Source organism: Pantoea sp. sgz302252 (assembly GCF_047713085.1).
Lineage (GTDB): Bacteria > Pseudomonadota > Gammaproteobacteria > Enterobacterales > Enterobacteriaceae > Scandinavium.
The window spans coordinates 1-23314 of the sequence record NZ_JBLFJW010000028.1 but is presented as its reverse complement, the minus strand read 5'-3'; the positions used below and the strand labels follow the sequence as shown (position 1 = coordinate 23314).

At 48.0% G+C, this 23314-nt stretch carries 18 protein-coding genes and 2 pseudogenes; 16 read left to right on the top strand and 4 right to left on the bottom strand.

What is annotated here, in order from left to right:
• The first annotated feature begins 94 nt into the window (after window positions 1–94).
• Together ACLW56_RS18905 and ACLW56_RS18900 are read left to right on the top strand one after the other, a co-directional pair.
• Window positions 95–784 carry a DUF2268 domain-containing putative Zn-dependent protease gene (locus ACLW56_RS18905; RefSeq protein WP_330985263.1) on the top strand — a complete coding sequence of 230 codons (690 nt, stop codon included), beginning with the start codon at window positions 95–97 and terminating at the stop codon, window positions 782–784.
• 33 nt (window positions 785–817) lie between these two features.
• Window positions 818–1258 (top strand): GNAT family N-acetyltransferase, encoded by a 441-nt coding sequence (locus ACLW56_RS18900; RefSeq protein ID WP_330985262.1) that lies wholly within the window; start codon window positions 818–820, stop codon window positions 1256–1258.
• A gap of 153 nt (window positions 1259–1411) precedes the next feature.
• Here the strand turns inward: ACLW56_RS18900 and tam are convergent, their stop codons facing one another.
• Window positions 1412–2173, bottom strand: coding sequence for a trans-aconitate 2-methyltransferase (gene tam, locus ACLW56_RS18895; RefSeq protein WP_330985261.1), 762 nt, complete (start codon window positions 2171–2173; stop codon window positions 1412–1414).
• Window positions 2174–2486: 313 nt separating this feature from the next.
• The gene (locus ACLW56_RS18890; RefSeq protein WP_330985260.1) at window positions 2487–3761 is read right to left on the bottom strand and encodes a Glu/Leu/Phe/Val dehydrogenase; all 1275 of its coding nucleotides are present in this window, start codon (window positions 3759–3761) and stop codon (window positions 2487–2489) included.
• 519 nt (window positions 3762–4280) lie between these two features.
• Between ACLW56_RS18890 and ACLW56_RS18885 the strand changes: the two genes are divergently transcribed.
• The 12 genes and pseudogenes from ACLW56_RS18885 (at window position 4281) to ACLW56_RS18830 (ending at window position 15875) form a co-directional block, all read left to right on the top strand.
• Window positions 4281–5303, top strand: coding sequence for a fimbrial protein (locus tag ACLW56_RS18885; RefSeq protein ID WP_330985259.1), 1023 nt, complete (start codon window positions 4281–4283; stop codon window positions 5301–5303).
• 170 nt (window positions 5304–5473) lie between these two features.
• Entirely contained in the window at window positions 5474–6076 is a 603-nt protein-coding gene (locus tag ACLW56_RS18880; protein WP_330985258.1) for a fimbrial protein, read from the top strand.
• Between the two features lie 81 nt (window positions 6077–6157).
• Window positions 6158–6838: a molecular chaperone gene (locus tag ACLW56_RS18875; protein ID WP_330985257.1), complete on the top strand. Its 681-nt coding sequence runs from the start codon at window positions 6158–6160 to the stop codon at window positions 6836–6838.
• A 135-nt stretch (window positions 6839–6973) separates the two neighbouring features.
• Window positions 6974–9493 carry a fimbria/pilus outer membrane usher protein gene (locus tag ACLW56_RS18870; protein ID WP_330985256.1) on the top strand — a complete coding sequence of 840 codons (2520 nt, stop codon included), beginning with the start codon at window positions 6974–6976 and terminating at the stop codon, window positions 9491–9493.
• Between the two features lie 120 nt (window positions 9494–9613).
• Window positions 9614–10084, top strand: a complete 471-nt coding sequence (locus ACLW56_RS18865; RefSeq protein WP_330985255.1) for a fimbrial protein — start codon at window positions 9614–9616, stop codon at window positions 10082–10084.
• 509 nt (window positions 10085–10593) lie between these two features.
• On the top strand, window positions 10594–10800 hold the full coding sequence (locus ACLW56_RS18860; protein WP_330985312.1) for a hypothetical protein: 207 nt from the start codon (window positions 10594–10596) through the stop codon (window positions 10798–10800).
• 209 nt (window positions 10801–11009) lie between these two features.
• Entirely contained in the window at window positions 11010–11414 is a 405-nt protein-coding gene (locus ACLW56_RS18855) for a class I SAM-dependent methyltransferase (RefSeq protein WP_330985254.1), read from the top strand.
• Window positions 11389–11631, top strand: a complete 243-nt coding sequence (locus ACLW56_RS18850) for a hypothetical protein (protein ID WP_330985253.1) — start codon at window positions 11389–11391, stop codon at window positions 11629–11631. Before ACLW56_RS18855 ends, ACLW56_RS18850 begins: the two co-directional genes overlap by 26 nt.
• 113 nt (window positions 11632–11744) lie before the next feature.
• Window positions 11745–11879, top strand: a pseudogene (locus ACLW56_RS18845) (PLP-dependent aminotransferase family protein); the annotation flags it as partial.
• A gap of 184 nt (window positions 11880–12063) precedes the next feature.
• The gene (locus ACLW56_RS18840; RefSeq protein ID WP_330985252.1) at window positions 12064–13074 is read left to right on the top strand and encodes a LacI family DNA-binding transcriptional regulator; all 1011 of its coding nucleotides are present in this window, start codon (window positions 12064–12066) and stop codon (window positions 13072–13074) included.
• 108 nt (window positions 13075–13182) lie between these two features.
• Entirely contained in the window at window positions 13183–14910 is a 1728-nt protein-coding gene (locus ACLW56_RS18835) for a GH32 C-terminal domain-containing protein (protein WP_330985251.1), read from the top strand.
• The gene (locus tag ACLW56_RS18830; protein ID WP_330985250.1) at window positions 14910–15875 is read left to right on the top strand and encodes a carbohydrate kinase; all 966 of its coding nucleotides are present in this window, start codon (window positions 14910–14912) and stop codon (window positions 15873–15875) included. The genes ACLW56_RS18835 and ACLW56_RS18830 overlap by 1 nt, the downstream gene beginning before the upstream one ends.
• 99 nt (window positions 15876–15974) lie before the next feature.
• Here ACLW56_RS18830 and ACLW56_RS18825 read toward each other — a convergent pair whose 3' ends face one another.
• Both ACLW56_RS18825 and ACLW56_RS18820 read right to left on the bottom strand, forming a co-directional pair.
• On the bottom strand, window positions 15975–17327 hold the full coding sequence (locus tag ACLW56_RS18825; protein WP_330985249.1) for a NosD domain-containing protein: 1353 nt from the start codon (window positions 17325–17327) through the stop codon (window positions 15975–15977).
• Window positions 17328–17407: 80 nt separating this feature from the next.
• Window positions 17408–18841, bottom strand: a complete 1434-nt coding sequence (locus ACLW56_RS18820; RefSeq protein ID WP_330985248.1) for an MFS transporter — start codon at window positions 18839–18841, stop codon at window positions 17408–17410.
• Window positions 18842–19182: 341 nt separating this feature from the next.
• Between ACLW56_RS18820 and ACLW56_RS18815 the strand changes: the two are divergent.
• Together ACLW56_RS18815 and ACLW56_RS18810 are read left to right on the top strand one after the other, a co-directional pair.
• A pseudogene (locus ACLW56_RS18815) lies at window positions 19183–19380 on the top strand (DUF4158 domain-containing protein); the annotation flags it as partial.
• 775 nt (window positions 19381–20155) lie between these two features.
• A partial coding sequence (locus tag ACLW56_RS18810; RefSeq protein ID WP_415377966.1) for a beta strand repeat-containing protein occupies window positions 20156–23314 on the top strand: 3159 nt, incomplete at its 3' end.

The following is a 23314-nucleotide window of genomic DNA, read 5'->3' as shown; positions in this document are numbered from 1 at the left end:
GCCATGACATGATTGCCATGATTCATCGCCTGAGCAACAATGACCGCGCATCACCCACGGTTTACAGGACACTCAATCTAAAACAGGAGGTCTCATGTCATCCATGGTACTTCACTTCCTTAATGCGCAGGGAAAGTTAACAGCACATTGCAGCTGGCTTGAAGCCTGTCTGTCAGAAACGTATATAAAAGCCAATACTCAGATGTCATTACCTTCTCTGGATGTGATCGTTAAAGCCGGAACCCATGTTATTCCTGAAAAGGGGCATCTGGGATATAGCCCAGAACCTGGGGTTGTGTACATTACGGTTGATCCTGTGAGCGCTGCATTTTGTTCTAATTCCAATCAATCACTGGAACGAATGTTTGCTCATGAACTGCATCATGCAGCAAGATGGAGTGGGCCGGGATATGGTTTTTCTCTGGGTGAAGCCCTTGTCTCAGAGGGATTAGCCGGGCATTTCGCCCTTCAGGTCTGTGGGGGACAGCCTGAACCATGGGAATGTCTTAATTTACACGAAATTAATCTTCACAGGGTACGGGCATTAAGAGAATGGGGGAACACGAATTATCACCATAATGTCTGGTTTTTCGGTTTTGGCGATTTGCCCAGATGGCTGGGATATTCTCTGGGCTTTGATATGATTTCCCGTTATTTGTCAGCGCATCCTGAACAACGAGCATCAATGCTTACATATGCAAGTGCAGACGTGTTCAGGGATTCAATCGAATTGGCAGATATCAGCAATAACAGGCCAGAAGGTTCCGGCGCGCAAAATGCCTGATAAATGCTATCAACTAACATAAGGACGCTGGCAATGGATGTAAGCATTCGTGAAGTACAAGCGCAGGACAAAGCCCAGTGGCGTCAGCTTTGGGACGGGTACAACGCGTTTTACCGCTCCGTGGTGACCGAAGAGATAACCGAAAACACCTGGCAGCGAATGCTGAGCGATCAGTCTTCCATTTTTGGCCGTGTGGCGGTGGTGGAGGGCGAGATTGTCGGCTTTGCACTCAGCGTGCTGCACGAAGGTACGTGGGTAACATCACCTATTTGTTATCTCGAAGACTTGTTTGTGGCTGAAAACCAGCGTGGCCGTGGCATAGCCGGAAAGCTTATTCAGGCGTTGATTGATGAAGGGAAAGCGAAAGGCTGGTCGCGTCTGTACTGGCATACTGCCACCGATAACCCGGCCAGAAAGCTTTACGACCGTTTTACGCCCGTTGAGGATTACGTGCGTTATCGGATGAATCTGTAACCCTGCTGTTAAAAATCCAGGTAAGCTTTTTTCCAGAAATGGCAAAAGCCATCAGGAGAGTCATCATGGAAAAAAAGATTGAGACCGCCGTAAACATCATCATTTTCATATCCCTGTTCGCGACGGCCTGGGATTTATCGATCGTTCGCGACTTCAGCTTTTAGTGCTTCGAGCCACAATGAACAGCCGTGGGAACGCCAGCAGAACCTGGCCGTTTTGCTGGTGCGGATAATGTTCTTCCAGCAATTGCAAATAGCGGCGTAAGAAAGCCTGTTGGCTGGCGCTATCAAGATCTTGCAGGTATGGGCGCAAACCTGTCGCGCTTAACCACTCAATGATGGCCTGATGCGATGCCAGCGGATGGAAATAGGCCGTTCTCCAGATATCCACTTCACAGCCATGGCTGGTCAGTAAATCATAGTAAGTCTGCACGCTCGGCAGCGGTGTTCTTGCCCGTGGAGGATGGTCCAGTTCGCTGGCAACCTGGCGCATCGAAGCATGCGAAGGTTCTTCCCAGTTATCCGGCATTTGTACCGCCAGCACGCCGTCTTTCGCCAGCAATGTCACTAAGTGGGGGAACAGCGTTTGATGGTCGGGAACCCATTGCAACGAGGCATTGGCATACACCACATCCAGTGGCTGTTCTGGTTGCCATTCACTGATATTCGCATTCACAAACTGACAGTCAGGTAAGGCTTGTTGCGCCTTCTCCAGCATCGCTGGCGAATTATCTACGCCGGTGATCGCTGCCTCAGGCCAGACATCGCGCAGCAGCTCGGTACTGTTGCCGGGGCCACAGCCCAGATCGGCGATATAATTGGCAGAAGGCTTGGCGATTCTTGCCAGCAATTCCGCCGCCGGGCGGGTTCGTTCAGACGCAAACTGCAGATACAACGAGGGGTTCCAGTCGGCCATACAAACTCCTTGAGCCTTGTTTAGACGAGGTAGAGCTTAGCGCAGTTATGCTTTTTGCCAGTAATGTTTTCCAGCGTCATGCTCCGTTAACAAAATCGCCATAAAGTAGCGCGATATCTCAACGGAGCAGAAAGCGAATGAAAACCGTAAAACTTGCCACTTGCCGAAACCTTTATCGACAATAGCGTACTGATGCGGGAATGTCGGGTTGGCCAGCAGTGTGAAATCCTTACCCAGAGCGTGCTCGAATACGCCACGTATCGCTGAAAGGGAGAGACGGTGAGCAGCCAGTGCCGCTCACCGTGGTCAGGGATTAGCCCGGATAGATGCCGCGATCTTTACGGGCCAGCAGAATGCGTTCACAAGCCACAATATAGGCGGCGGTGCGCAGAGAACAGGTTTTTTCTGCCGCTTTCTCCCAGACATGAACCATCGCATCGGTCATGATCTTGTCCATACGCGCGTTGATTTCTTCTTCACTCCAGAAGAAACTCGCCATGTCCTGAACCCACTCGAAGTAGCTGACGGTGACACCACCGGCGTTACATACCACGTCGGGAACCACGATAATGCCGCGGCTGGCTAACATATCGTCAGCATCCGGATAGGTTGGGCCGTTTGCGCCTTCAAGCACCAATTTACATTTCAGCACTTCTGCGCGATGACGGGTAATCTGACCTTCCAGCGCGGCCGGGATCAGAATGTCCATATCGACTTCCCAGAATGCTTCGCTGGCGATGGTGTCTGCGCCCGGGAAACCGGCAATTTGTTTGTGCTCAATCTGCCAGGTGGTCAGGGCATCCATATCAATGCCGTTGGCATTGAAGAGGGTGGCCGTGTGATCCTGAATCGCCACAACGCGAGCGCCAGCGCCGGCAAACAGACGAGCGGCTTCGCTACCTACGTTACCAAAGCCTTGCACCGCAACGCATGCGCCTTCAACTTCAATGTTCGCACGGCGAGCCACTTCACGACCACTGATGTACACGCCACGGCCAGTCGCTTTCTCACGGCCTAGTGAGCCGCCGAGATGAATCGGTTTGCCCGTGACCACGCCAGTAATGGTGGTACCATGGTTCATGGAATAAGTGTCCATCATCCACGCCATCACTTTGCCGTTGGTACCCACATCCGGCGCAGGGATGTCTTTCTGCGGCCCGATGATGATACCGATTTCGCTGGTATAACGGCGGGTCAGACGTTCGAGTTCGCCTTCAGACAGTTCAAACGGGTTAACACGAATACCGCCTTTCGCACCGCCATAAGGCAGGTTCAGGGCGGCACACTTGATGGTCATCCAGGCTGAAAGCGCCATCACTTCGTTCAGATCCACGTCCGGGTGGTAACGGACACCGCCTTTACCCGGCCCACGGGAAAGGTTGTGCTGCACACGATAGCCTTCGAAATGGCGGATAGTCCCGTCATCCATTTGTACCGGGATATCGACAATCAACGCGCGTTTAGGATGGCGGAGGGTATCGACCCAACGGGACAATTCGCCAAGGTAAGGGGCCACACGCTCGATTTGTTGCAGGTAGGTGTTCCAGGCAGATGTCTTGCTATCTGATGCGTAAGATAACTTATCCATGATGAACCTTAGTCTTGTAAGTAATATGTTCTTAGTTAGCCGTGGTGTGCAGTGTTAGTCACTGCATGGCATAAATTTAACATTTATTTAAAATTTCGCACGAAAGAAGCGCCAGAAAACGGCCGAAATGGACAGAATTTTTAACAGTCATAATGAATAATTATTTACAAGAGAGAGCAGCGAAGAGGGGGTGTTAGCGATGTTGTTGGTCTTCAAAACGACGTAACGAAGTGAAGTAATCAGATTAAATATAAATACCCAACTCACATTCATAGCATAAATTGAATATTTAGGAATAAAGGAAGTGATAATTTTATTAAATGGGAAATAACCCTAAATACAAGGCCATTTTATTGACAACAAAAAACGGCGTGACTACCATGGCGGCCAGAAATAGCACGGCTTTAGATTAATAAATTCAACTTTATTTTTAACACCGTCATAACCCAGGACCCAAACTACACCTTAATCACCATAACCTTAAGGTTGCTGGATCTTTACACTGAATTTGAGGTCACCATGACAGCTAAGATTATATTTATAAAGCGATTCAATTCTCTGATTTTACTTCTATTGGCTATGCTATTTTCGAAGGCGTCGTTGGCAAAGTCCGATTGTTCATTTGTGTCCGGGTATTCTGAATCTAAGGCTTACGTTAACCTTCCCAGTGTGCTTAACATTTCGAGGGATGCTGCACCAGGTGATGTTTTATGGGAAACCGAATACTGGCAAGGTGACATTCAGGGTACCAGGGTGAAATGTTCCAGACAATATTTTTGGGATGATAGCACTGTCATCTATTCAACGGGGTATTTTAATTCTATGACCAAAGTACAAGTATCTGGTCATGACAATGTTTATCTCACCACAAATCCTTCCATTGGTATTTACACCGAATTTAACAACAGCACTTCCGATATTGAAAATACGGTCGACATGGTTTCCCCTATGACAGAAGGCCCAATTGAACTATGGGAGTACATACCTAAAACTCGCTTCAAGGTGAAATTAATCGCCCTTTCTAAGCCTGTATCAGGCACATTGAACTTTGCTTTACCTACCGCAGGCTTGAAATATGGGACGTTAAGAACAAATTCTCTGTGGTTTACAAGCACTGAAGTGATAGTGCAAACAGTTTCCTGTAAAGTTGAAACGCCGATTGTGAATGTCCATCTTGATGAGATTTTGGCTACTGAACTTACCGGCGTTGGTTCTGTGGCAAAGCCTAAAAGTTTTAGCATTGGGATGACCTGCGACGAAGGAGTTTCGATCTCAGCGAAATTCACTGGAAAGAGCGATGAAAATACCACTAATGAGCAGGGGGTGTTGGCTTTAAGTAATGGTGATATTGGCATTGCAGATGGAGTAGGTATTCAGCTACTTTATAAAAATAACCCAGTAAAATTAAATAACACTAACAAATTAGCATCATCCGCAGGATACATAGAGCTTCCGTTCACTGCACAATATTACCAAACTAAGAATCTAATCAAACCTGGAGCAGCAAATGCGGTGGCGACAGTAGAGATTTTATATCAATAGATTCTGATATTCACCAGGGATTGCGTGAAGATGATTTCATTATTTTTAATGTATATTATTCATGTTAAAAATACTGTTTTACTATTTTTCCCAATCTGTTGTTTTATTCATGATGTTATGAAATCATTTAACGGAAATTTAGATGGCTAAATATATGGAAAACATATCATTTGGCGGCATCTATTGGTAATCGATATTATTCATGGGTGGTGTATATGAAAAAGATACTTCTTACATTAGCAATTGCCGGCAGCTCTGTAGCCATGGCTTCAACGGCCCTGGGTGAAGAAAGTGCTGTTTATCCAAGTTTTGATGGCACCGTCACCTTTAATGGCGAAATTATTCAAACCGCATGTGTCATTGATAACGCATCGAAAAATCTCGTTGTGCCATTGGGTAAAATTCCTGTGAGTGCATTTAATTCATCAGTTCCGACAGCAACGAATGCATTCAGGAAAGACTTCAGCTTGAATTTGGTTTGCCCTGAAGGCTTTTCAACGCCAAAAGCCACGGTACGTTTCGATGGCGTGCCCGCGGAAGGAAACAGCAAAATTGTCCAGTTAACCGCAGACAGCGTGGCAACCAAAGTGGGTGTGCAGTTGCAGGATGCCAAAGGAGAAATCGTTACTTTAAATGATGACTCCTCAGTTTATGACCTCATTGAGGGGGCGAATAATTTGGACTTCAGTGCCTATTATTACCCAACAACATCCGAAGCTCCGACACCTGGCTCAGCCAACGCAATTGTGAATTTTTCAATCATATATCAGTAATATCAATGAGTGCCTCCGACCAGATAATACATGTTGTCTGTTTTTTTTAATTTAGTTTTATAATATATCTCGGTGTGAACTATGAATAAATTATGGCGTAACAGTTTTCTGGCAACGGTATTGCTGGCTACAGGCATTACTGCGGAAGCGGGCGTCGTTGTCGGGGGCACTCGTCTTATTTATAAGGGGAATAAAAAGGAAGCATCCATCACTCTGACCAATCCAGATAATATTGCTTATCTGATTCAGTCATGGGTTGATGCCGACATTAAAGACAACACAGGAAAATCGCCGTTTGTGATTACACCGCCGTTATTTCGGCTGGATGAACAAGCAGATAATGTTTTGCGTGTAATCATGGTTCGCAATGAATTACCCAAAGATCAAGAGTCATTGTTTTGGCTGAATGTGAAGTCTATCCCTTCAGTTGAGAAGCAAGAAAACAGCCTGCAAATTGCCATTAAAACCAGGATTAAACTCATTTATCGTCCAATAGGCGTAGCCGGGACACTTGAAGACGCTGCGGGGAAACTAACATGGAAGCAGCAGGGGAGTTCTCTGCAACTGGCGAATAACTCACCTTATTACATTACGCTTTATTCATTGGAGGTAGGTGGGAAGAAAATAAAAGACACCACAATGGTTTCGCCTAAATCTACGGTGACTTATCCCATGCCAATGGGGAGTACCGGTAGTAATGTTCGCTGGACAATCATCAATGATTCAGGGGGCGTGAGTTCTACGTATCAGGCGAAACTCTAAACATATAGAGGCCATTTTCGCCAGCCATAGCTGGTGATAGCACGTTCACCTTACACATAAGTCAGCAATAATGCTGAAGGATGGGATTCGTATATGTCTACCGATATGCGGAAAATCAGATTACTTTCCCTTGTGATGATAATCCCATGTCAGCTGATAATATATTCAGGCTGGAATACTGCCTACGCGAGAGAGTACTACTTCAACCCAGATTTACTGGAATTAAACAGCCCTTCAATAGCCGGAGCAGACCTGGCTGTCTTTGAAACCCATGGAAAGCAAGCGCCAGGAAAATACCATGTCGATCTTTACCTCAATGGTGAGTTAATAGAAACTCGCGATGTTGATTTTCTGTTGCTGAGTGACGCAGCCCATGCTGAAAGCCTGCAACCTTGCTTATCTGCAGACGAATTTGCCTCATTTGGTGTCAAAATAACGCCACTGCCGCTCTGGGAAACCACACAATGTGTGAACTTATCGCAGGCAATCAAAGATGCCCAAATGGTCTTTCGCTTTGATAAACAGCGTGTAGATATCAGCATTCCTCAGGCCGCGCTCCGTCATGTACCACGCGGATATGTGTCTCCGGATAAATGGGAACACGGTATTCCTGCCTTTCTCCTGAATTACACTTTCAGTGGCGCGAGCACCCGTGTGCACACCGGAAGCGGTGCTGACAGCGAAAGCTACTATCTCAATCTGAGAAACGGTATCAATATCGGGGCATGGCGATTCAGAAATTACTCAACATGGAACCGCGATAACAGCGGCGGTGTACACTGGAATTCCATTAGCAGCTATCTGCAACGGGATATTATTACGTTAAGAAGTCAGCTGGTGATGGGCGACGCCGCCTCGTCAAGTGTTGTATTTGATAGTGTTCCGTTTCTGGGGGCTCAACTTTCATCTGACGATGACATGCTTCCCGACAGTCTGAAAGGTTTTGCGCCCGTTGTCCGTGGAATTGCAAAGACCAATGCTCAGGTTACCGTCAAACAAAATGACTATGTCATTTATCAAAGCTATGTTTCACCCGGCGCATTCGAAATTACCGATCTGTACCCAACGTCGGGAAGTGGCGATCTTGAAGTCACGATAAAAGAAACTGATGGCAGTGAACAAACTATGCTGGTTCCTTATGCCGCAGTGCCGGTTCTTCAGCGTGAGGGCCGTCTGAAATATAGCCTTGCGTCAGGCCAATATAAATCCTATCAGGAGAACGGCGAGAAACCTTTATTTGCTCAGGGCACAGCCGCTTACGGTCTGCCATGGGGGCTCACAGTCTATAGTGGAATACAGAGCGCAGGGGATTACCATGCCTGGGCATTCGGGGCGGGTAAGAACCTGGGGAAAATTGGGGCAATTTCTGCCGATGTGACACAAAGCAGAGCCACGATCAATTCCATGCCTGCTCAGCAACGTGGGGAATCCTGGCGTGTTCGTTACAGCAAAAACTTCGTCGATAGCGGGACTAACTTCTCTCTGGCCGGCTACCGTTACTCAACGGCTGGCTTTTATACCTTGCAGGATGCGCTGGATACACAGCAGGAAAACGATGGCTATAGCTACACGGATCGCAAAAAGAACCGTTCAGAAGTCTCGCTCTCACAAAGTTTGTGGGAAGGTTTTGGTTCACTGAACCTAAGTTTCATGAAAGAAAGCTACTGGAACAGTGGTAACAGCACGATGTCGACATCGCTAGGGTATTACAATAACTGGGGCCTTGTCAGCTACGGGCTGAACTATACGTACAGCAAAAATACCTCCGCTGAATACAGCAGCAATGATCAGCTATTTGCTTTAACACTCAACCTGCCTTTGAGCAGTTGGGTACCTGGCAGCTATCTGTCCTACGGTGTCAGCAGCAGTGCAGGCTATTCCTCGCAAAATCTCTCCCTTAGTGGGTCGTTATTAGAACGAAATAATTTGAGTTATAGCGTCTATCAGGGCTACTCCAGTCAGGGAAGCAGTTCCAGTAACGTTAATCTTGATTATCGCGGTGGCCGTGGTGAAGCGAATTTGGGGTATGCCTATGACATGACTCAGCATCGAGTGAACTACGGCGTACGAGGCGGCATTTTACTGCATGAAAACGGCCTGACACTTTCACAACCGCTAGGCGAAACCGTGATACTGGTTAAAGCACCGGGTGCTAATAACACCGAAATTACTAACTACGTTGGCGTGGAAACGGATTCGCGTGGATACGCTGTGGTGCCGTATGCCAGCGCCTACCGTAAAACAAACGTCGTGCTGGATACGTCAACCTTTGGAGATGACGTGGATACAGACAGAAACAGCCTGTCGACGGTACCCACACGTGGTGCGGTAACTCGCGTTAACTTTAAGGTTCATATTGGCCAACGTGTATTGATGACGTTAATGCGTGACAACGATACGCCTGTACCGTTTGGCGCGATCGCCAGCCATGCTGATGAGCAATCACGCAGTTCGTCCATTGTGGCCGATGCCGGGCAGGTCTACTTATCCGGGCTGAATGGCAACGGCACGCTGCAGGTAAGTTGGGGAAATGATGCTTCACAGCAATGTTGGGCCAACTACACCCTGACGAAAAAAGAGAAAGACAGCAGTATTCAGTTTTTGACCGCGCAATGTCTACCACAGCGGGTAAATCAGCCGCAAGCCAACGAATAAGTGTCATAGCTGGCGCAAGCAAATCAGGTCAGATATGGCGATCCACATTTAAGGACGATTATGTTAACGAGGAAGAGTGCACTGCTGTTTATGCTACTGGGAGGGTCACTGGTACCCGTCATGGCCAATTCAGAAGAAACGGAGTATGAACAGATTCAGCTCAGTTTTTTTGGTAGCGTTAAGGCCGCGCCGTGCGTGATTGAGGGCGGTTCCACAATGAGCGTGGATCTGGGTAAAAAACTGCAAATGCGCTTTCTTAACCAGCCGGGAGCTGCTTCGAGCTGGGTCGAATTTGCGATGAATTTGATCAACTGCCCGAACTCAACAACAGAAGTTACTGCCACTTATTCAGGCGCGCCCTCGGAAAGTGGCGATAGGTACGCCAATACCGGTACTGCCAGGAATGTCGATATCGAATTACAACGTGCAGATGGGCAAAATCTGGGAAATGGTAAGACGTATATTGTGGCGGTCAACCCCGTAACCGCTGCGGCAAGTTTAGCCATGCGAGCCAGAGTGTATACTGCAGCAGGAAATGCGACAGCCGGAACAATAAATGGCACAGTTTCTATTAGCCTTACGTATAAATAAAAGCACAGGACATTATTATTTTTGAATCAGGCATTAAAGAGCCATGCCGATCTTTATATATATGCAATTTTCGTGAATAACTAATGATGAGATGAATTTACTGGAATTATGACGAGCCTCAAAAAGTAAACATATTGATAAAATACCGTGTTGACTTTGTTATCTCATGTTGAGGCGGTACACAATGCGACTGTCAAGTGGCCAAAGTGTTACCAGCAGGCAACCTGACTGTTCAATATTTCCGACATACACCACACTGACACTCAGGCAGCGAGTCATGCCGGGTTTTATGGCGAGTATCACAATACAATCACGATACAATGCATTGATATTTAATGAATTTTATTGCATCAGAAGTAAGCTCCCGCTCAAACTCTCGTAAGCGCAATAACGCCACGCTGAAAACAACATTAAATTCCGGGATGAAAATAAGTGGCGTTATATCATGCTAATTCAGTCGCTTTGCTCCACGATCGGTAGGTTCGGACATGCTTTTACTCCTTTAAGCCATGTTTTCAGGTTCGGGTGACGTGTTTTTACGCGTGTTACAGCGCAATATTGCTGGTATGCGCCACATCTTCCGGCAAACGGGGCAGAATAGGGATGATGAGGCCAATGCCGACCGCATCGAGACAGATTGTTGTAAAGATAACAATCAAAGATTTCAGACTGCTGACAAAGAAGGAAAAAGCGTGGTTTTTCCTTCTTTGTGGTGAGCAGCCGAAAATCAATAAATTGATTTTCCTTGTTTTTTATTCGGTACCCTATGACAGATCTCATTCGTTAGAGGTTTGTCATCACTCTCATTTGTTCATAATGATTCTCAAAGTGTGAAAAGGTGTACTGAGTTTTAAATGGTACTGAGTACATATTTGGTGTGTGTGAGCCTGGCGATTGTCAACGAACGTTAAAACAGAGGCTGGAAATGGAAAAAGATCACCCATCAGCAGAGAACATTATGCGCCTGTATCAGGAAGGCGCAGCGCAGTGGGATGCCGTACGCAAGGAGAATTTCATCGAGCAAGCCTGGCTTGACCGCTTTTTAACTTTATTGCCAGAACACGCCAGCATTCTTGATCTCGGCTGTGGCGGTGGGGATCCGATAGCCAGGTATTTCCTGCAAAAGGGGCACCAGATTTGTGGTGTCGATGTTTCAGCTCCGCTCCTTGAACGCTGCCAGCAACGTTTTTCTCATGCCGAATGGCATCTTGCGGATATGCGCAGTCTGGATCTTCAAACGACATTCGATGGCATCCTTGCCTGGGACAGTTTTTTTCCATCTGACTCGCAGTGCACAACGCAAGATGTTCGCTATTTTTCAGCGCCATAGTCACGACGGTACCGCGTTGATGTTCACCAGCGGACCCGATAACGGTGAAGCCATCGGGGAGTTTATCGGCGAGCCGCTTTATCATGCGAGTCTCGGCCATGATGAGTATCGTCAGCTGTTTATCACACACGGTTTTAACGTCACAAACCAGGTGACAAAAGACCCGACGTGCGGCGGGCGTACGATTTGGCTGGCCCGGCAAGAGAAGACTTCTTAGAAAGCCGCTGCGTATTCGTATTAAAGCGGTGTATCTGGTGCCGACGTTTGGCAACCCGAGCGGAACCACGCTCAGCAAAGCTCGTCGTGAGAAACTGGTTAAACTGGCAGTTCCTGAAGGCCGAGCTGGGCGAGCATATCAGCTTCAACCAGCCGCAGGGTGGCATGTTCCTGTGGGCGACGTTCCGTTATGACTTCGATACCACGCAGTGGCTGAAGCAAACGCTGGAAAAAGGCGTGGTGTATATACAGTCGAGAAAAGACGAATCGGAAGCAATTAAAACGTTTCGCTGATTAAGGAACCCACCGACAATATGAATCTGTGAACCTGAAGCTATATCTATGTAACGATCCAACATGAGATCTACTAGATATTTTTTGTCAGGTGCTGAGTTACAATACATGTAACTTATGTAATCGGTAACATAACTTAATGGCTTCGATCAGAGATGTAGCAACGAAAGCGGGTGTTTCAACCGCCACGGTATCGAGGGTGATTAACAACCATCCGAGCGTGACGGCACAAACCCGCCGTACGGTGCACGAAGCGATGGATTTTCTCTGCTATGTTCCCAACAGAAATGCCGTTCAGCTGAGCGGAAAATGCTCTGGCCTGATAGGAGTCGTGCTACCTAATTTGATTAACCCGCATTTCTGCGAACTGCTGGCCTCGCTTGAGGAAGAGGCGCGATACGTCGGGAAATCAGTCATTGTAAAAACCCATCAAAACCAGCCATTTCAGGACAAGCAAATAGTCAGAACACTGGCCGGGATGGGTATTGAGGCATTGATTTGGGTACCAACTGAAGCCGAATCCTCCTTGTCGGAGTGGCTGATAAGCACCGGTATTCATACCGCAGTAGTGACACAAAATTCGCGTTTCTTTAATTCGGTTTGCAACAATCAGGAACGAGGAGCAGAAACGGTAGCTGAGCATTTTATCGATATCGGCCGTATTCGCCCAGGCTTTATCGGCCAGGATGGCGTAGACAACCGTAAAATGTCAGCCTTCTGCAAAAGAGCGCTCAGCCACGGTCACCAGGTGGAAAAGCACCATGGCTACTGGATACCGAAAGGCGACGGCGAAATTAACCGGGGGCATATCCACTCGCTGGAAAATATTGTGGATAATATAATTGCTCAGGGCGAAAAAATAGACTGCCTGTTTATTTATAACGATGTTGCCGCTAGCTACGTGATTGAAAGTCTGAGACGTAAAGGGGGCAATATCCCAGCAGATATTGCGGTGGCAAGTTTCGATAATACTATTATTGCGCAAATGATGAACATTACCAGCATCGCCCAGCCTATTAATGAAATGGGCAAGTTGGCGTTTGAACTTATTAATAATCGTGAGGAAAAGGATTACATTGACTCAGTGGAGTTAACGACACGATTGATTATACGTCAAAGCAGTTTGGGTATGACGATAGCTCAAAATTAGCTTGCACTACTTATTTATTAAGTATAACCATTTTTTATCGAACCAGTTGAGGATAGAGTACATTTCGCCTGTAAATAATTCTCATCTGTTAACTAAAGAGTAATCACCATGAATAAATTAGTTTTGCCCGCAGTATCAGGCACGCGATTTGATCTGTGGCTGAAAAAAAATCACGACTCGTGTTTGCCGTTGCTACAGTTTTCAGCGGCCGGAAAAATCGTATACGCCATAAAAACAGCGGCTGAATATTATCAGTATTTCACCTGGACTCACTATTCTGACGAACCGATATCGATCGAATGGGATGATGACGCGGCGGATATTTCGTTATTTTACTTTTGGCAGCCCGAAACGGTGCACCGGGTTGGGGTAACATACCTGGTCGGCGAAGCCGATACGTTACGGGCTGTGGGGCAAGATGAGATGGAGACCTGGTACAAGCAAGAGCCGTTGCGCCCGGCGCTGCACTTTTCGCCTTTTAGCCGCTGGATGAATGACCCTAACGGGTTGTGCAAAATTGGAGATACCTATCATCTTTTCTACCAGTTTCATCCGCATAGCACTGAATGGGGGCCAATGCACTGGGGGCATGCCACCAGTGACGATCTCTACCATTGGCGTCACTATCCGGTGTTTTTACAGCCAGAGCAGAATCTTGAAGCCCTTGGCGCGACCGGTGGTGCGTTTTCCGGTACCGCTTTCCAGGATAACGACGGCAATACCCGGTTCTACTTCACCGAACGTTTACCTGCCTACGATCTGTATGCCGGTTATCGCGAAGTTCAGAAGTGCGCCCGGCCTGGCCGCTGGCTGGATAAAGTGGAATCCGTTAAGCAAGTGTTGAGCGAGCTGCCCCAAGGTGTGAGCTGCGATTTCCGCGATCCTAAAGTCTGGTTTGATAAACAACAACAGCGTTATTTCATGTTGCTGGGTGCTGCGGTGGACAACGATCCCGCAGTGTTGCTTTTTATCTCGCCAAACGGCGATGACTGGGTATTCGACCACGTGCTCTATCGAGCAGATAAAACGTTCAGCCAGCACGGAGGGCGTTGTGTGGAATGCCCGGACTTTTTCCCGATCGGGGATAAATGGGCGTTAATCATGGGGATCGTGGGCTATAAGGAAGCGAAAACCGGGCGACATAACCTGCTTTATGCTCTGACTGGCGAGTTTAGTCAGGGTCGCTTTACCCCGGATGATAAAGCATTGCAGACGCTTGATTTCGGAACGGATTTTTATGCGCTGCAAACATTCCGCGATGGGGAAAAAAACCTTGGTTTTGCGTGGCTGTACAACTGGGCCAACAAGAAGAGCGCTGATTCAGTCTACAACGGTGAAATGTCGCTACCGCGCCAGTTTGCACTTAATGACGCCGGACAGGTGTGTATGCTACCCGTGCCGCCTCCAGCTTCTTGTGTCATCCAACAACACGAACATCTCCGTGCATGCTCTGAAGGGCGGTTACAGCTCAGCCTTGATGCGTGGCAATCATTCTCGCTACAGCTTAAAGGAAATGAGATCACCCAGTTACACCTGACGTTGCAGGGTGAAAATGACCAGCATATAACACTGCGCTTTAACGAAAATATGCTGACGCTACAGGCCGTAGGCCTGGACGATATGCGCTACAGTGTTTACGTGGATGAGCTCAGCGAACTGGATCTGTTCTTTGATGCGGGCATTGTTGAGGTGTTTGCCAACCAGGGTAGCCAGTGCGGCACGCGCCGCTACTTCCATATCAGTGCATGCCAGCACATCGCCCTGGAATACAACTCGTCCGCGACGCTCACCACGGCGTTACTCTCACAATATCGAACGACATGGAGTCATCAATAATGAGCTTAGAAGCAACCATGAATGGTCAGAGTATTGTCTGCCTGGGCGAACTCTTGATTGATTTTGTTTGTACCGACATCGATCAGGGGTTGGTAAAAGGCGAGAACTTCCTCAAGAAAGCGGGCGGTGCACCAGCAAACGTTGCAGTAGCGATTACCCGTCTGGGGGGGGATGTTCGGCTGGCTGCACAGGTAGGCAACGATCCTTTTGGTGAGTTTTTGATAGAGAGGCTGCGTCAGGAATCAGTGGATACCACTCTGATTATTCGCGATAACGCCTTTCCCACAACGCTGGCTTTTGTGGGGATACAACACGACGGCGAGCGCGATTTTGTGTTCTGCCGTGGGGCCGATGGCAATTTATCGCTACAAAGTTTGCCCGCTGATTTTCTCAGCGGTAGCGGAATCGTTCACCTCGGGGCGGCCACTGGCTTGATGGATGGTGAGTTTTATCAGACCTACGCCACGATCGCTCGTCGGGCGAAAGAGCAGGGCAAAATGCTCTCTTTCGACCCTAATTTCCGCAGCGGTTTGTGGGGGGGTAACGAGGCTGAATTTATTCGCCGTTGCGAGCCCTTCCTGAACATGGCCGATGTTGTCAAAATGAGTGAAGAAGAACTGGAACTTATTACCGGTCAAACTGACAAGATTCAGGGATGTCGATATTTACACGACCGGGGAGCCACCTTTGTCACCATCACCCTTGGCAGCCAGGGAACCTGGGCCAGCCATCGGGACGGGGAGCACACTCTGGTTCCTTCTATTGCGGTCAATTCTGTCGATTCAACGGGAGCCGGAGACGCCTTTGTAGGCGCGTTGTTGCTGCGTTTCATGCAGCGTGACACCCGAGCGATAACCTTTAATGATTTCGTGGCGGATGTCATGTGGGCCAACAAAGTCGGCGCCTTAACCTGTACACGCTTCGGTGCAATCGACGCTATTCCGTCTTTGGCTGAACTGGTGTAAACGCAGAGATCAACAGTCCTGGATTTTTTTTTCAGACATAAAAAAGAGGAGAGCTTCAAAAACCCTCCTCATTTTTTATCAATAAACTCAGATAAAAATCTATACGCCGCCAGGCACAGGGGTTGGGCGGAACGCATTTAGCGTTTTGTCTAGAACGACCTGAGCATCACTCCCCGAGTCCAGAACAGTATTTTGCTCCGACTCCGTCTCAACCTGCACCATGGTGACGTCAAGCGGTGTCAGATCCCTGACCGACAGCATAGAACTCACCTGTGCCTCGAAACAGGAATCTGTTTTTGCCGTCTGGATATCAGCCACGTTGGTCGTCGCCACAATACGGTTGTCAGAAATATAATTTCCGCTGCCTGAAATCACACGGATGATGACCGGTTTGGCCCCGAGTGGCTTAATATACTGCGCGTCGATAGATTCAGAAATATGGTTAGCAATCAGAGAATTATTGCTGCCGTTAATATACAACAGGCCATACAAATCATCTAAACCATTATCATAGGGTTGCATCGGTTCCCAGGGTTCATGCTCGCGGAAGAAATGGTTAGAAGACACCAGAACTTCAGCACATTGATTATCAAGCACCAGCATACCTGGATAAAACGAGTGCAGCCTGTTGCTGCTTATTGTAGATCGCACCACGTTGGAGAAATGGACGCTGCTTGAACCGCGAGGGAAGATATTATTGGCAGTGACTAACAGGCCAGCAAAGTTCTCAGCATAAATGGAATAACCTTTGTAGCCAGCACCGATCAAGTTATCGGTGATTTTTGACGCCTGTCCTGACCCGCGCAGTTCAACGCAGTTCCCGCATTCGGCAATAAAGTTATCATGTACTGACAGGGCATCAGCATCATAGCTGGTGAAGCCGTGTTCTAAATACACAAAGCCCATACCATTAACGCGGAATGAGTCCTGGGCACTGGCGATATAAATACCTGTTTTACCGTTCACATAGGTATTTTCAGGATCGTCATTGCCTGAGCCATCATCGACAAAGTGCAAACCATCAATACAGAAATTGGTGAATTCAACGGAGCTGATACGTGGATCGCCATCGCGTTTCACGTAAAACGCGGCACCTTTATATTCTTCATCACCCAACTGCGGAGACAAATCAACCATGACCCGACTGCCTCCTGGCCACACTTCATGCCAGTTTGAGGTGTCCGGGGTATTGAACCGAATACTTGAGGAGGTAAAACCATGGCCGGAGCCCATGATTTTAAGAAAACTGATGTCAATCAAGACCTGCGTTTTCAGATGGTAATCTCCTGGTGGAATATAGATAACCGCCCCCGGTTTCCCGCTTTCATCGACATCAACCGCCGTTTGTCTCGTTTTAATATCGGTGATGATACTGTTGATAACTTCGCCAATATCGCTATACGGATTGCCAACATTCCATTCTGTTACATCATAATAATTTTCACTGGACATCAATTGAATACTCCTGAATCACTAAAACATAATTAAACCGCGCGGCACCCCGCATCGAGGATGCCGCTTGTTATTCAAAATTAATGTGAGGGTTGAATCGCCAGGGTGTCAGTCGGTTCCGCAGGTTGTGCACGGCCATTTTCCAGTTCGCGCTTTGCCAGATCGACTTTTATTCTTTCGAGGAAGACATCGTTTAACTTAAAATAACGTGCCATATATGCGCTGACAAAATAGCTTAGCATTGGCATGAGCGAGAACATGATGATAATCCACTGGATCGTCTCGTGATTTTGCTGCGGCTGATTGGCAACGTAACCAGTTGATGCCAAAACCCAGGCAACGATAGCCCCAGCTACGGCCAGGCCCATTTTCAACATAAACAGATTGCCCGCAAAGGAGATGCCGGTCAGGCGCTTGCCAAATTTCCAGTCACCGTAATCATCCACATCAGACATCATGGCCCACAGAATCGGTCCTGACTGAATTAAATGCAGAATATTAATGATGATAAACAGCGTTAACAACGGTGTCAGCGACGCAGGGTTAACAAACCACAATGTGAACGACAGTATCCCCAGAATAACGTTGAGTACGCGAAAGAGCTTAATTTTATCGAAGCGGTCGGTAAGCGGTTTGGCAATAACGCTTCCCAACATATTGCACGCGACACCCAGTGCCATAAAGAAGGTAATAAACCCAACAGAGGCATGCATGACATAGGTTGCATAATAAATGGTAACCGCCCCGCGAATAAAGGCAGGGAAGACGTTAAGGAAGGTGATGGAGATCATCAACAGCCATTGATCATTTTTAATGATGTCTTTCAGGTCACGCTTTAACGAATCATTGGCATTAACTGAAACAACGCGTTCTTTAATGCTGGAGAAACAGAAAAGGAACATTAAGGTTGCCGCCCCCCCCATAATCATCATGGTCATCTGAAAACCGGAAGCCCGACTACCGCCTCCCAGCCAGTCGGTCAGGGGTAAAATAGTCGAGGAGACGATAAGCGTCGCCAGACCATTAAGGAAGAAACGCCATGACAAACAGCTCATCCGTTCTTTCTGATTAAGCGTAATCACACCCGCGACCGAGCAATACGGGATATTGATTGCGGTATAGATTAAGGACATGACCAGATAGGTCACCCAGGCATAAATAATTTTCCCATTCATGCTCAGATCGGGTGTGGAGAACATCAGTATCGCCCCCAAACCAAAGGGTATTGCCATCCACAGTAGCCACGGTCTGAATTTACCCCAACGACTTTGGGTACGATCGCAAATTGCCCCCATCACGGGGTCGCTAAACGCATCGAAAATACGAATGACCAGGAATAACGTCCCGACAATCGCAGGATCCAGCCCATAAACATCGGTATAGAACCAGGTCAGGTAAAGTGCCAGAACGCTCCAGATCATACAGGAACCTGCATCACCCATACCGTAGCCAACCTTTTCTCTCAGGCTTAGCTTCTCATAAGCGCTCTGCTTTTCAATTACTGAAGTAGACATATACACCTCATTGCATAAACTTGGATACAGAGTACTGACCTTTATGGAAGTACCGACGAAAAAATGGAAACCTTGAACCCGCTGTGGGCATGCAGAATCGCGTGAGGCACAACAGTGGCGTACACTATAGAAGGTGAGGAAAGCGAAAAATGTAATCGAGGGCACATGTCTTTTCGTTACATAAAAACGGATGTTGGCCTCACTATAATTTGGTTATTTGTCAGATAATATTACCGAAAATTTTCGAACCACCGAACTTCAGACCTCGCTTTAAGCGAGTTTTAACATCACAAATATTTATGCCACGGAGGCAAATACTCAGTAGTGAAGAAAAATAACGCTTGTTGGTTGTGCCGGATGATGACGTTCTTCTGATCCGCTTGGGTTTTGCTGTTTTACTCTGCTATTTGCGGGGCCCCGGGTTTCCTCCCGACAAAAGTATTTCACCTCACGACGGTGTTGTCTCCCGGCTGGCGGCTCATTTGAAACTTCAGCCTGATTTGTGGGCTGAGTATGCATCAAGAGAGGTCACCCGCTGGTAACATCTGGCTGAACTCTACCGAGACTCCGGCGCTGGGCAAGCAGCGGTGTCGGTGAATTCCGTTTTGCTGCAGCAAAGTGTTTATCCGCAAAAGTATATGAACGGCAAACTGGGTAAGGAAATGTGCTTGTACAAAAGAAAGACTCAGAAGGCAACGATCACAGAAACGGAATGGAAGCAGACGGGGCGATGTAGAACCAACGGAAAAAGAAAAATGTCACAGGAAGAGATGCAGTCTCATTTAGTAAAAAATAATTATTAAATCAGTTATAATGAACAATTAAAATATCCCTTGAAATTCAATTGATTAGTAATTTCATCGTCATAGTCATAACATTGAAATATTCCCCCACGTTATCAATTCTGTGAGGTATACTCCTCAACTGATGAATACTTGTAATGTGTTTAGGTGGCGTGCAAATCCTGCAAACTAAATAACAAGTTGCTCAAAGGTGTCGATTTTTAATGCCTGTTATCTCTAATAGACAAACGCATCTGCAACTCTGTGATAAAGAACGTTATTCCGTGGGTTAGTGATAAACATTATCTCTATACACAATCTCATTATGTCGAAATATATCGCGACAGGAATAAAGAACGCCCGTAAGAAAAATTCAGCCTGATAATACAACTGTGTGAACTAGTTGTATTTCTGAATGAAATGTTATTTTTATTGAATGCGCACAACTTAATTAACATTCCAGTCATCACTATCCTTAACTCTCCCACAAGGAGAGGAAAGCGTATCCAATCATTACAGAAGGGTCTATGCCATGAAATCGGCAACCAGTAAGAAAATGTTAAAAAGGAGCACACTCTCTCTCTGTGTTGCCTTTACCCTGCAAGGAAATATGGCGTGGGCGGAGCCCGCTGACCCCTCAGAGGAAAAAACGGAGATTCAGTGTCCGGGTGATCTCAGTAAATTAACGAAAGAGCAAAAAGATAAACTCGCTCCGGTGTGCCTGAAGCCAGTGATTAACGCTGACGAAGGAACGACATGGGCGTGGGTTGCCGGTGGTGCGACTGCGCTGCTGGCGACGGTTGGCTTAGCGGCTACCAATAGCGACGGTGACAGCCACCACAGCAGCAATGATTCCGGTAGCGGTGGTGACACTGGCGGCGGTGGTGATTCTGGCGGCGATTCTGGCGGTGACTCCGGCGGTGATGATTCTGGTGGCGACGATTCCGGCGGTGGAACTGACACCACGGTCACCACCTATAACAACAACGTCACCATTGATAAAGGGGCGAAAACGCTGACCGTGGGTGATTCCGTCTGGAACATTTCCACTAATAGCGACGGCACCTGGACGCTGACCAACACAACCGACGGCAGAACCGCGCTGCTGAATCAGTACAAAGTAAATGAGGCCAGCAACACCATTAAGCTGGATATGATCAGCGGCGATGGCACCAAAGCCGCGGTTTACGATTACAAAGGCAACCTGACGCTGACCGATATTGGTGACATGACGCTGACCGACAACAGCTCCGTCACCATCAGCGGCGGCACTGCCTCCGGCAACGGTAATGCGGGCAAGATAGTTGATGGCAGCGGCAACACCGTCAGCATCGGTGACTCAACCGCCACAGAAAGCGCTACCGGCAGCTTTATTATCGGCGACGACAACGCCATTACCACCACCGGAGCGACCAGCGCCAACGGCGTAGACTCCATTGGTGTCGAAGTCTATGGCGACAATAACGTCATCAGCAATACCGGCGATATCACCGCCACCGAAGGCGCGGAGGGTATTCTGGTCAGCGGCGATGGCAATACCATCACCAATGGCGGTACCACTACTGTAAGCAGTAGCGATGAAAATATCCATTCCACCGGTGTGGCTGTCGATGGCAACGGTAATACCGTCCATCAAACCGGCGATCTGAACGTCGGCGATTTCTCAACAGGGTTAGATGTTTCCGGTAACGGGAACACTGTGAGCCTGGAATCCAACGCCATCAACGTCACCGGGCAAAAAGCCACCGGTGTCAATGTGACCGGTGAAAGTAACACCGTAACGCTAAGTGGCAACATGGTGGTCGATAAAGATCAGACTGCGGATAACGCCGCTGACTATTTCTGGGACCCATCAGTCGGCATTAACGTCGAGGGCAATAATAACAATGTCACCCTCGACGGCAGTTTAACCGTGATCAGTGACGGTGAATATGCAGGTTCAAAGTATGGCAATGCCAGTGGAACAGAAGAAGAGATTCAGGGGCTAAAAGTGAAGGGCGATGGTAACACCGTCACCCTGAACGAGGGTATTCATCTGGTCGGCGAAACCGATGCGATGACGGATACCGCCGCTGGCGATGAGATTGCCAACGGGCGCTATGGCTTCGCTTATGATTCTCCTGTTTCAGTCGATGGCCAGTCGACGTTGGTCCTGAACGGTGAATCCACCCTGAGCGGGGAATTTAAATCCGGAATATGGCGGTCCTTCTTCGATCTCACAAATGGTGCCTCTCTGATAATTGAAGACGGGGCAAGCTTTGTCACTGATGCAAACCCAATTGATAAGTCTCTGGAAGAGTCGACATTAATCACTGCCAACAATGGTTCATCCGTTGTCAATAAGGGGGCTATCGAGTCAACCAATATCTCTGTCGTGACGAGTTATAGTGATGGCACGCTGGTCAGTAACCAGGGTGAAATTACCCTTAACCGCGCAACTTCAACCTCAAGAGATCTATTTGCACTCTCTGGAACACTCACCGAGTTTGGCAGTACGGCCGTCAATGAGAGTGGTGCCGTGATAACTGGGAAAGTGGTTAACCAGGACAGCGTGGTGAACACTCCTGAATTCTATGGTGTCTACGCACAAACCACCTTCAATAATAAGGCGACTTCCGTTCAGGGAATGGTTGCTGCGGTTGACGGCAGCACGGTAGTGAATAATGGCACTATCGATATGGCCGGACGTGGCGCTGTCGGCATGGTCGGATTATACGATGGCGGTTATGCGGTCAATAATGGCACCATCACGACCGATGCGTTATGGGTCGACCCGAATGATACCACCACTCTGGCTTCAAATATTGGTACCCGGGCGATTGATTACTCAGTGGGTATGGGAGCTGGCAGTGACCATGACGCAAATTATGGCAAAACCGGCTCTTCCGCTCTCAATCAGGGTACCATTACTATTAATAATGCCGGTGCGGGCATGGCGGCCTATGGTAATAATACCGTGGTTAACCAGGGCACCATTAACCTCGAGAAGGATGAGAACTACGACCCAACGGCTCCGCTGGTTGGCATGGCGGTCTATGCGGGCGGTACTGCGATCAACGACACTACTGGCGTCATCAATATCAATGCTGAAAATGGTGTGGCCTTCTATTCCGACGGCAATGCCAACAACCGTATCATCAACAAAGGCCAGGTTATCCTTGGCGAAGGTGTACCAGACAGCGCCGATAACACTGACGACGATTTAGCGTCGATGGTTCTGGAAGGCACGCTGAGTGGAATTACCAGCATAACATCTTCTGGCTGGGTTGAGTCAGGCACGGTGGCGACCAATACGGGAACCCTCGAAGGCCCTGGAACTATTGATGTCGACGGCACGCTGGATAACCAGAGTGGAGCCAGCATCACTGCAGCTCTGAATATCGCTAACGGCACACTCACCAATGCCGGTGACATAAGCAGTACCATCCTGGCAACGGGTACCAGTACCCTAAATAACAGTGGGACAGTCGACAACGGCGTTAAGCTGCGTGACTCCAGCCGTATGACTAATACCGGCACAGTGACGCTGGGCAGCGCTGCGGATGCCGGTAACGCCAGCATGATGGAGATGAAAAACAACGCGGTATTTGAGAACGCGAGCACCGGCACGCTGCTGGTTGATAACAACAAAAACGCCATTCACCTCAATGACAACAGCACCCTGAAAAATAGCGGCACGATGGTGGTGTCC